General features: G+C 58.2%; 12 protein-coding genes and 1 other RNA gene. 6 read left to right on the plus strand and 7 right to left on the minus strand.

Annotated elements, in window-relative coordinates; all coding sequences use genetic code 11:
- Positions 1–104: 104 nt before the first annotated feature.
- The 5 genes from PK789_RS10725 to yihG form a co-directional block, all read right to left on the minus strand.
- Positions 105–1,349: a tyrosine-type recombinase/integrase gene (locus PK789_RS10725; RefSeq protein ID WP_503011946.1), complete on the minus strand. Its 1,245-nt coding sequence runs from the start codon at positions 1,347–1,349 to the stop codon at positions 105–107.
- A gap of 179 nt (positions 1,350–1,528) precedes the next feature.
- Positions 1,529–1,882, minus strand: a transfer-messenger RNA (tmRNA) gene (gene ssrA, locus PK789_RS10730).
- 125 nt (positions 1,883–2,007) lie between these two features.
- A complete protein-coding gene (locus PK789_RS10735; RefSeq protein ID WP_324308752.1) occupies positions 2,008–2,241 on the minus strand; it encodes a hypothetical protein in 234 nt (77 codons plus the stop codon).
- A gap of 98 nt (positions 2,242–2,339) precedes the next feature.
- Positions 2,340–2,879 carry a cytochrome b gene (locus PK789_RS10740; RefSeq protein ID WP_324308753.1) on the minus strand — a complete coding sequence of 180 codons (540 nt, stop codon included), beginning with the start codon at positions 2,877–2,879 and terminating at the stop codon, positions 2,340–2,342.
- Positions 2,880–2,952: 73 nt separating this feature from the next.
- Entirely contained in the window at positions 2,953–3,840 is an 888-nt protein-coding gene (yihG, locus tag PK789_RS10745; RefSeq protein ID WP_324308754.1) for a 1-acylglycerol-3-phosphate O-acyltransferase, YihG family, read from the minus strand.
- A gap of 107 nt (positions 3,841–3,947) precedes the next feature.
- Here yihG and PK789_RS10750 point away from each other — a divergent pair, with 107 nt between their 5' ends.
- From PK789_RS10750 to PK789_RS10760, 3 genes are all read left to right on the plus strand, one after another.
- Positions 3,948–4,790, plus strand: coding sequence for a class I SAM-dependent methyltransferase (locus PK789_RS10750; protein ID WP_324308755.1), 843 nt, complete (start codon positions 3,948–3,950; stop codon positions 4,788–4,790).
- A gap of 237 nt (positions 4,791–5,027) precedes the next feature.
- Positions 5,028–5,615, plus strand: coding sequence for a M35 family metallo-endopeptidase (locus tag PK789_RS10755; protein WP_324308757.1), 588 nt, complete (start codon positions 5,028–5,030; stop codon positions 5,613–5,615).
- Between the two features lie 73 nt (positions 5,616–5,688).
- Entirely contained in the window at positions 5,689–7,215 is a 1,527-nt protein-coding gene (locus tag PK789_RS10760; RefSeq protein ID WP_324308758.1) for a lipase family alpha/beta hydrolase, read from the plus strand.
- Between the two features lie 17 nt (positions 7,216–7,232).
- On the opposite strand, the gene PK789_RS10765 is transcribed toward PK789_RS10760, so the two are convergent.
- Positions 7,233–7,562, minus strand: a complete 330-nt coding sequence (locus PK789_RS10765) for a DUF3817 domain-containing protein (RefSeq protein WP_324308759.1) — start codon at positions 7,560–7,562, stop codon at positions 7,233–7,235.
- 145 nt (positions 7,563–7,707) lie between these two features.
- On the opposite strand from PK789_RS10765, the gene PK789_RS10770 reads away from it, so the two are divergent.
- The 3 genes from PK789_RS10770 to PK789_RS10780 are packed head-to-tail and all read left to right on the plus strand — an operon-like array spanning position 7,708 to position 10,442.
- On the plus strand, positions 7,708–8,859 hold the full coding sequence (locus PK789_RS10770) for an SPFH domain-containing protein (protein WP_324308760.1): 1,152 nt from the start codon (positions 7,708–7,710) through the stop codon (positions 8,857–8,859).
- Between the two features lie 21 nt (positions 8,860–8,880).
- The gene (locus PK789_RS10775) at positions 8,881–10,188 is read left to right on the plus strand and encodes a TFIIB-type zinc ribbon-containing protein (protein WP_324308762.1); all 1,308 of its coding nucleotides are present in this window, start codon (positions 8,881–8,883) and stop codon (positions 10,186–10,188) included.
- Positions 10,185–10,442, plus strand: a complete 258-nt coding sequence (locus tag PK789_RS10780) for a hypothetical protein (protein ID WP_324308763.1) — start codon at positions 10,185–10,187, stop codon at positions 10,440–10,442. The genes PK789_RS10775 and PK789_RS10780 overlap by 4 nt, the downstream gene beginning before the upstream one ends.
- A gap of 48 nt (positions 10,443–10,490) precedes the next feature.
- Here PK789_RS10780 and PK789_RS10785 read toward each other — a convergent pair whose 3' ends face one another.
- Positions 10,491–10,766, minus strand: coding sequence for a hypothetical protein (locus PK789_RS10785; protein WP_324308764.1), 276 nt, complete (start codon positions 10,764–10,766; stop codon positions 10,491–10,493).
- Positions 10,767–10,920: the final 154 nt, after the last annotated feature.

A 10,920-nucleotide genomic window follows, 5' to 3' on the forward strand; every position in this document is an offset into this window, starting at 1 on the left:
CCAGTCGCGCAGGACTTCGCCGGGGTGCGGCGGTCTATGTATTGCAGTCATGCCGTGACTGTATAGCGATACGCTACGGGATGCAACTGGACGGGCTTGGACGTTCAGCCCGCCTTGCGTCGAAACGCCACCACGTCGCCGCCAGCGCGCAGGTTGTCCAGATAGTCGGCCCAGCCCTGCATCATCTTGCGGCGCTCTTGCAGGTGCGCGGTGCGGTTGTAGGCGCGCCCGTTCGGGTCTTTCACGGCGTGGGCCAATTGGTGCTCGATGAAGTCCGCGCGATAGCCCAGCCCTTCATCGAGAATCGTGCGCGCGGTTGCCCGGAAGCCGTGCGCGGTCATGGTGTCGGTGTCATAGCCCATGCGGCGCAAGGCCGCGTTGACCGCGTTGTTGCTCATTGGCCTGCGCGGTGAACGCGCGCCGGGGAACACATACTGGCCGCGCCCGGTCAACGGTTGCAGGTCGCTCAGGATCGCCACGGCCTGCGCCGACAGCGGCACCAAATGCGCCTGCCGCATCTTCATCTTGCCCGCAGGGATGTTCCACTCTGCGGCGTCCAGATTGATTTCCGCCCATTCGGCATGGCGCAACTCGCCGGGCCGCGCGAACAGCAGCGCCGACAGCTTCAGCGCGGCGCGCGTCACGGGATCGCCCGCGTAGCCCTCGATGGCGCGCAGCAGCCCGCCCAGCTCGCCGGGGTCGGTGATTGCGGCATGGTGGCGCTCCGGCGCGGTAGACAGTGCCCCGCGCAGGTCGGCAACGGGGTTGCGCTCTGCCCGCCCGGTGGCGATGGCGTAGCGCATGACCTGCCCGCAGGTTTGCATAATGCGGTGCGCCGATTCAATCGCGCCACGTTCCTCGATCCGGCGTGCCACCCGCAGAAACTCCGGCGCGGTCAGTTCGGCAATCGGACGCCCGCCCACGTAGGGGAAAACGTCATTGTCCAGCCATGCAGCCACCTTGACGCGGTAGCCCTCGACCCATGTTTGTTTGCCCAGCCATTCCAATGCCACGGCCTCGAAGCTATTGGCCGCCCGTTCGGCACCAGCGGCTTTTTCAGCCTTGCGTGCGTCGGCAGGGTCAACGCCAGCGGCCAGCAGCTTGCGTGCCTCTGCGTGGCGCTCGCGCGCCTCAGACAGCGAAACCGAAGGATATGCCCCCAGCGCCAGCCGCTTTTCCTTTCCTGCGTGCCGGTACTTCCAGCGCCACAGCTTGCCGCCAGTCGGTGCCACTTCCAGATACAGCCCGCCCGAGTCTGCCATCCGGTAGGGCTTGGTGGGGTCGGTGGCCTCTTTCTTGGCCGGGTTGTGGCCGGGCTTGGCCTTGCGTATCAGGGCATCGGTCAGCATAGGGGGCATCCTCTTTGGGGGCATCGCACTTTGCGAAGGTGCCCCATGCCCCCAAAGATGCCCCCACGCGGGGGCATATTGCAATAGCCCGCGTTGGACTGCTACGGACAAGAAAAAGGCCGGAACCCTTGATTTTATTGGGGTTTCCGGCCTGTATTGGACTTGCTTGGATAGGTAAATGGTGGAGGTGGGGGGAATTGAACCCCCGTCCGAAGATGCTCCATGCCCGGCACTACATGCTTAGCGCGGTGTTTGATCTCGAATGCCGACAACACACCGTGCGAAGCACGCCGGCACTCACACCCGCTAAGTTTCGGAGCCGGTTGGCGGGTCGCCGCCGGAACCTATCCCGTGATAATGACCCTACATCCACGAGCACAGGCACAAGTGGGTTCGGGGCTAGGCCTTAGGCGGCCAGAGCGTAGTTGTCGTCGTTGGCAACTATGAGTTTTGCAGCTGGATTAGCGAGGAAAGCTACCCCCTCGGCATGCGCCGTGCGATTTCGCTACCCCCGTCGAAGCCAGTGCACCCCCGGGAATGTCGCTATCACCGACACCCCCAGTATAGGGGCGCGGCGAGGATACACAAGTCAGCGCGTGACGATGGTTCATCCTGCATCCGGTCGGCCCTAGCCAGCTGATGCGGTCAGCCGGTGCGATCAGCCGCTGCAATCACCACAGCATACCGATGGCTGCAATTCCACGCGGGTGGCCGCAATCCCTGCCTGCGCCAATACCGCTGCCAGTTCTTCGGCATTGATCCACGCCGTCACCCGCAGCGTGCCATCCGCCGGGTCTTGATCTACCAATGCGGCCGGATCCGCGTCCCGGATGGCATCGTCAATCACGGCAAGATTGGGGGCCGCCGTGGCCAGCGTCACTCGGTATTCCATCGTTGTGCTCAGTCAAATACGCGCGATGCAGCGCATCGTCGGAATTGTGCGCGCACATCCACCGCTGCGAATTGACCAAGGTCAAGCCCACCCTGCCCTCACAGCATCCGTTTGAGGGTGTCGTCGCGACGCCCAACGTGATGCCAAAGGGCCGCCAATACATGCGCACCGATCACCCAATAAAACACCTCGCCAATCGTGCCGTGCAGGTCTTCCAATTGGTGCGCCAGTGCTTCGTTTTCTGCTAGCAACGCCGGCAGTGCGGTATGGGTGAAGGGGATGAAAATTTCCTTGCCATCCGTCCAGGCCGTGGCCAGACCCAATAGCGGCATCACGATGAAGAATGCGTACAGCGCCACATGCATGACTTTGGATGCCATTGCCGAAAATCGATCCAATGGTGGAGTGATTGCAGGTGCACCGCTGCGCATGCGGCTTGCCAAGCGTACCCACACCAGCAGGAAGATTGTGATGCCCATCCAGAAGTGGCCCTGCATCATCGCAATGCGGCCGCCGCTACCACGCGGAAAAATGCCGCGTTGCTCAATCAGCAGGTATGCCAGCGCAATCAAGACCGCCATCAACCAATGCAGGCGGCGTAACCCTGGCGAATAGCGCGGGCGGGTCGTGGCATTCATGACGCACTCCTGGACAGGTGTTGATGGGATAACGGGATGTTGAACATACACGGCAACAATAGATTGATTTTGGTCAAGTTTCAGCCAGTTTCAATAACCGATCCATATCGGCATCTTTTTCCTGCCACAGCTGGTTCATCCAGCGCTGAAAGTGAACGCGAAATTCGCGGTCATTCTGATAATCGCAGCCAATGAACTCTTGCGGGATCTCGCGCTGACGCACCATCACTTGCACCTCGGGAAGCTTGTTCATCAGCAGATCCAACAGTGCAGGCCTGCCTGTGGGGTAAGCAATCGTCACATCCAAAATGGCGTGCAAGCCCTGCCCCATCGCGTCCAGCACAAAGGCCACACCACCGGATTTTGGCTTCAGCAAGTGGCGGTACGGCGAAGTTTGCTTGGCGTGTTTCTCGGCAGTGAAACGGGTGCCTTCAACAAAGTTCATGATCGACACCGGGATGGCGCGGAATTTTTCGCAAGCACGGCGAGTGGCTGCGATATCGCGTTTGGCCAGATCAGGATTGCGCGCGATTTGCTTGGGCGTGTAGCGCCCCATAAACGGGAAATCCAGCGCCCACCACGCCAACCCAAGCATGGGCACCCAGAACAACTGCCGTTTCAGGAAAAAACGCAACAGTGGAATCCGCCGATTGAACGCACGCTGTAATACCAAGATATCCACCCAGCTCTGATGGTTGGCCAGCACCAGATAATGCCCATCCATGCGCAGGCTGGCATCGCCGGTCATGGCCAAGCGGGTATCGGTCAGATGGTTCCACATCCAGTTATTCACCCCCACCCAACTCTCCGCCAACCCGCTCAACAATGGATTGCAGGCCGCCCGCAAGCGCGGCGATGGCAGCAGCGCCTTGAGCAGGGCCAGCAACAACAGTGGGGTAACGTGGAGCACCGTACTGATGCACACCACCAGAGCAATCAAGACAAAATAAAAAACGCGCATGGCACGGTGGACAAGTTGGACGTGGCCCTATTGTCCAGCGGATTGCGCCGGCGGTCACCATGCATCACCGCAAAAATGACAGCACGCATGCCCAGTATCATGAACCGATGACACGCCAGCACACACCATTACTCACACACGCCCTTGGCAGCGCCCTGCACAACGCCCGCGATACGGGTGCCACAAGCCTATGCGTTTCGCTAGATCTGGGCCGCCATCAAGATGACATCGTTCTGTTTGCCGAAGACTGGCAATGGCGCGGGGTGCGTTACCCCTACCCCGGCAAGCTGAAAGACCGCACGCTGTATTGGTGGGATGGCGAAGATTTCCTGCCCATCTCGCGTTATGCGGGCAAGCTGATCAAGCTTGTTCCCACCGAATGGAACGTGCCCACGTTTGAAATCGATGGCATCAAGATGTTGCCGACTTCGAAAGAATCACCACTGGACGATGCGCGCCGCAAAGTGGCCTTGGTGCAACCTGCCGGCAAGTCTGTGCTGGATACCTGCGGCGGGCTGGGGTATTTCGCCGCCTGTTGTTTGGATGCAGGCGCAGCACGGATCACCTCATTCGAAAAGAATGATGATGTGCTGTGGCTGCGCACGCTCAACCCGTGGTCACCAGATCCGGATGCCAGCGGGGGCAAGTTGCACTTGACCCATGCCGATGTGTCGCATGCCATCGCGCAACTGCCGGATGCCACTTTTGATGCCGCCCTGCACGACCCCCCGCGATTTGGGATCGCTGGCGAGTTGTATTCGCAAGCGTTTTACCGGCAACTGGCGCGCGTTCTGAAACGCGGCGCGCGGCTGTTTCATTACACTGGCAGCCCCAACAAATTGACCTCGGGCCGCGATGTCCCGCGCGAAGTGGCACGCCGTTTGGAGATTGCAGGTTTCCGTGCCGAGCTGGCGTTGGATGGCGTACTGGCGCGACGCGCGGCTGCATGATCGGTGCTATGCCGCGTATTCATTATCGCGTGCTATTGCCCTGTCTTCCGTTGCTGCGTTCTCGCCACAAGCCGCATTCACACTTCGGCATATGCCAACTGTCCGCTTGTGATCTAGCTATTCGTTGGCTATACCAGCAACACCGCTTGCGGTCTGCCACCGGTCTGCCACCACAGCATCAACAGCAAGGTGAGCGCTCCATTCCTACCGATTTTCCACGCACTCAAGGAGAACACCATGGGATTTCACTGCCACAATCTTGGCCCCAGTGACCAACAAATCTTGCTTGGTCTACAGCCCACGATCATCGGGACGTTGCGCGGCGCCGCCATGCAAATTCAACAAGGTGGCGGTAAGGCGGAGAGCCGAAAATGGTTTGGTGACGACAGCGCTGCATGGATGAGCGAATTGGGCCCGAAGTTGTCGATGTTGGCCAGCATGATCAATGTCAAAGACATCAATGTGACATTTTCCAAATTACAAAAGCGTTGCGGTGGCGAGTTTGCAGCGGCCAAGATGCCATTGGATGGCTGGCAAGATTTTACCGATGGGCAAAAACCAATGACCCAGGCACAGGGACAAAACTTCCGCATTATCCTCAACTTGAGCTGGAACTCATCGCCACTGTATCGCCCATTCAAGCGGCCTGCTGACAGCAAATTTCAGACCATGGTGCATGAATGCACGCACCTCTTCTTGAATACTGATGACGATGCTTATGGCGTACCGATGTGTGAAGTCACCGCCGCCCGCAATCCGGCCATTGCCAAAAAAACCGCAGACTGCTGGGGCTATTTCGTTGAGGAATTCCGTAGCCAAGGGTGACGGCTGACTGTCCGCTTGCAGCGCAACCGCACGTTGGTGAATGGAACTGGATCGCGACGCACGGATGCTTGCCATGGCCAAGATTGAACGCCCGTTTTTTCCTATTATCTATGTGCGCGGGTATGCCATGACCCGTGACGAGATCGTGCAGACTACGTCAACGCCCTATATGGGCTTTGAGGCTGGCTCCACCAAAGTTCGCCAAGCGCAGGACGGCAGTATCGTCAAGTTTGTTTTCGAGTCACCGCTGGTGCGGCTGATGAAGGATTACAACTACCGCGATGTGTATGCCGCAGGTAGCGAACAATCCGACAAGTTACCGGCACGCAGCCTCGTCATCCATCGCTACTACGACGAGGCTGATCCTGCGTTTGGGAGTGGCAAAACCCCGTCAATCACGGAAGCCGCAACCGCATTGGGGCAACGGATTACGCGGTTGCGAGACAGCGTGTGCGGAGAGGATGTAGCGGCGCGCAAGGCGTTCCGGGTGTACCTAGTCGCCCACTCGATGGGTGGGTTGATTTGCCGTTGCTTGCTGCAAAACCCGGATGTGGCAACCGCCGAGATCCGTGCGATGGTGGACAAGGTGTTCACCTACGCCACGCCACACAACGGTATCGAGCTGGGTGGCATCAATGTGCCCAGTTTCCTCTCCATGAATGACATGAACAACTTCAGCCGCCCCCGCATGGCGGATTATTTGAACACCCCAATCGACCAAGTGAACACCCTTGGTAATTGTGGCTTTCCTGCTGCACGTTTCTTTTGTCTGGTGGGCACCAATAGCCGCGATTACGCCGTTGCCCATGGTCTGTCCTCGATGGCGGTAGGGCAAATGAGTGACGGTCTGGTGAGAATCGAAAATGCCTACGTGGCTGGGTGCCCGCGCGCCTTCGTCAATCGCAGCCATAGCGGCTATTTTGGAATCGTCAACTCTGAAGATGGCTACCAGAATTTGGTGCGTTTTTTGTTCGGCGATATGGCGGCAACCGGGAGGCTGGAATTCAAGGCACTGCCATTTCCACCCGAGGTTGAACGAGCCCGAAAACAAGGCAAGAAGGTCGAGACCGCCTACTACATCGAAACCACACTGGCACCGCGCGGCGCCTATACCTACACACTGACTGAACGCAGCAAAGCCCAGGAAAGCGCAGTGCGCAGGCAGTATTCAGAACTATTCGACGCCGGCGGCAACCTGATCAAAGATGCACGCTCGCCTACACTATTTTCCGCATTCTTGGACAGCTCAAAAATACTTGCTGGCAGCGAGGTGGCGTTCTCTATCGATCTGGCGGTCCTGAATGCTGGCTATGAAATCGATGGTGCATTGTTTCTGAAACAACACATCCCTGGTGAATACCTGTTCCGCGACACGGTGGTGCTATTTGCCAAGCGCGGGGAAGATGGACAATGGATACTGCGCTACGTCATGTCGGATGATCATTGGGCCACCGACAAAAAATCTGCCGCTGCGCTTGCTGGCTTGAGCAACAGCGCCAGTCGCGTCACCATGACATCCGCCACAACATTCAGTTTGCCACTCTCCTCCAACAAAGGCTTTCAAGCCGAGTTGATCATCACATTGGCTGCGTGGGAATAAACCTCATGCCGCCGCATTCAATTGCCCGAACGGGTCAACAAGCCGCGCTTACGCAATAGCACCTCAAGCGGCAGTGTGAACAGTGGCGGCACCGCCGCAAACAATGCCAACAGCAACGCCCAAAGCGGCCAACGCAACAGCGAACCCACCACAATGGCAACCACCACATAGCCCAGAAAAGCCAGCCCATGCAAGCGGCCGAACAACCACACGCCCATGTCGGTGGTGCCACTGCCGTACTTCAGGTACATGCCCAGCAACAGGCCTGCCCAAGTGAATGCTTCGATCACCGCCATCACCGTAAACACCTTGCCTGCTGCAGATAGCGGTGCGGGTTGTTGTCCCATGCCATTCCTTCCATTAATGGTTACGCAATATGCCGGGCAAGTTTAGCCGCAAGCCGCTCTGCTTGGCGCGTGCTATGCCTGTGAGAATGTATAGTTGCCGGGCACGCCGGGCACGGTGCCCGGGCACATATCACGGAGAGATGTCATGGGTCTGATTCAGGCAGTGAAAGGCGCAGTCGGTGGCATGCTGGGCGACCAGTGGAAAGACTTTTACACGATCCCGGACGGCCTGCCCTCCACCGCCGCGTTGTTTGCTGCGGTAGCGCATGGCACCAATGCCGGACGCGGTTCCAATACGCATGGCTCGTCCAACATCATTACCAACGGCTCCAAGATCATCGTGCCGGAAGGCTACGGTTTGCTGCTCTTTCAAGACGGCAAGATCACCGGCTTTGCCGCTGAGGCCGGCGGCTATGAATGGAAGTCAGACGACCTGAACTCGAAGTCGATCTTCGCCGGTGACGGGCTGGTTGACGCATTGATCATGCAGAGCTGGGAACGCTTCAAGTTTGGTGGGCAACCGGGTTCGCAGCAGGCGGCCTATTTCGTCTCGCTGAAAGAACTGCCAGACAATCGGTTTGGTACTCAGTCCGAAATCTACTGGGACGATGCGTACTTGAACACCCAGGTCGGTGCGGTGACGCGCGGTTCGTACACGATGAAAATCGTGGATCCCATTTTGTTCGTGAAAAATTTCGTGCCGGCGGCCTATCTGCAACCGGGCCAGGTCTTCGACTTCACCGATCTCGACAATGCTGCCGCCAGTCAACTGTTCAACGAAGTGGTGGGCTCACTGGCGCCTGCTTTTAGTCTGTACTCAAACGACCCCAGCAAGGGCAACCGCATCAGCAAGCTGCAACAAGACTCAATCGGGTTTGCCAAGAGTCTGTCGGATGCCGTGGAAGCGGCTTACCAGTGGAAGTCCGACCGTGGCCTGATGATTGCGAAAACCGCCATCATCTCTATCGAATACGACGCAAACACCAAGGAACTGCTGAAGACGGTGCAGCGTGCCGATGCGTTGTCGGGTGCGCGTGGCAATTCCAACTTGCAGGCCAGTGTGGCTGCAGGCATGCAAGCAGCTGGTGAGAATGGCGGCGCAGCAGGCATGATGGGCATCGGTATGGCCAGCGGCATGATGGGTGGCATGGCCGGCTTGCAGCAACCAGTGGCAGCACCCGCGCCAGCTGCGGATGACCCCATCGCCAAGTTGAAGAAAGCCAAAGAAATGCTGGATCTTGGCTTGATCTCGCAAGCCGACTACGACGCGCTGAAAGCCAAGGCGCTAGGCCTGTAAGCCACATACCGGGCAATCACCATGTCAAACAACACTACCCCGCCGCCGCTGCCCCCCAGCGGCCCGGGCTCACCCCGTGACGTCCCCCCGTTGCCGGGAAGCAGCACCATCGACCCGGCAACACTGCCCAAACCCATCCGTGACGAGTTGGAAGCCCCCGATCCTGTTGCCATCGACACGGCTGCAGATGCACTCAAGGATGGCCTCAATCATTGTCCAAAATGTGGCGCTACCGATATCAAGCAGCGCCCCGGTACCGATGTATTGATCTGCTTGTACTGCCGTAACGAATGGCACGGTGCACGGGTGGAAGAAGAGTTTGGCCTAGGTGAAAACATCGACCAACTCGAAGGCACCATCATCGCTTCCGGCGCGCAAGCCATCGCCGCCGATGTCAGCGCGCTGATGACGTTCAAATGCAGCGGCTGCGGTGCCGAGGTGACGGTCAACACTGAAAATGCCATGACCGCACGCTGCCATTGGTGCCGGCATGTGCTTGGGGTCAACGAACAAATCGCCAACGGTGCGGTCCCCGACGCCGTGTTGCCATTTCACATCAAAAAAGATGATGCGGTGGCGCGGATTCGGCAGTTCGTAGGCAAACGTCAATTTTTTGCACTGAAGGCCTTCAAGGAACAATTCACCCCCGATAACGTCGTTGGTGTGTACTTGCCGTACATGATCGTGGATGGCAATGTCAGTGCAGATGTGGCCGGCTTTGCCGAAATCAAAACCCGCGAATACACCCGCGGCAACGACGACAACAAAAAGACCTATTACGACGCCGATGTGTACCAAGTCGCCCGTCACGTGGACTTCACGGTGGACGATTTGCCGCTGGAATCCTCCGCCGAACGTGGCAACCTGAACACCGGCGTCAATACCAACAACATCATCAATACGATCTTGCCGTTCGACACCAAAAATGCCGTGAAGTGGAATGCCTCTTACTTGTCTGGCTTCACATCTGAAAAACGCGACTTGAATGTCGAGCAACTACGCCCGCATCTGGAAGACCAATTACTGTCGATCGCGCGCGCGCAAGTGGAAGAATCGGTGGATCAATACGACCGTGGCGTGCGCTGGGAACAAGAGCGTCTCAAGGTACATGGCACACGCTGGGTGGCAATGTACCTGCCCGTCTGGCTGTACTCCTACCATCAACCCGGTGCCAATGGCGGCATGCTGCACTACATCGCGGTGAATGGCCGTACCGGTGAAACCATGGGCAGCGTGCCGGTACAGCAATGGAAACTGCTGGCTGCTGCAATCACGGTTGGCACCTTCTTGGAAGGGATTGCACTTTGGATGATGGGGCACTCGTCATGAGCGATGGTGGACTTGAACTACTCCTGCTTGGCCCAGCCGGGGCCACCGGACTGTATTGGTACCTGTATCGGTATTACCGCAATACCGACAAATCACACGCCTTTGAGCGCGAGACGCGGGTCGATGCCAAACCGGTTACCGGTGCAGACAACGACGACAAAGTGGACGAAGTGAAGGGCACGCGGGAAACGCGCATCGATGGCGACAATGTGCGCGAATACCGCCACCGGGTGACACGTATCCGAGATGGATGATGGATGGGGCTAGACGCTCGCCGCCAACCGCCAAAAGCCGGCCCGTACTTATCGGAGCGTTGCAGCCGCAAGTGTCGCTGCGGTCTGCAATACATTCGCGTAGATCTTGCGGGCCTGCCCGACATCCTTGGCCGCAACTTCCAACCCATGGATATAGGCACCAAGCAATTCATGGGCGTTGTATTGATCGCCCAACTCACTCACCGTCTTTACCACCGTGGCACGCAGATGCCAGTCCACATTGATCCCCGCCTCGGCATTTCTTGCCAGGTCGATAATTTGCAAGACATGCGGTGTGACTAAGCCCACGACAGTCGCTTTCACTTGCGTACCCTGATTGCCAGCATGCCGAAACGATAGCGCGTCACCGCACAGACCGGAAGTACAGTGCGTCGGCAAAACCCATGCAGGTGCAGGTGTCAGAGATTCAGGCGACAATCGGCGTGCTCACATATTCCTTCGATACTCCCCACCCACC

It is taken from the genome of Thermomonas sp. (assembly GCF_035369645.1).
In the GTDB taxonomy this organism is placed as follows: Bacteria; Pseudomonadota; Gammaproteobacteria; order Xanthomonadales; family Xanthomonadaceae; genus Thermomonas.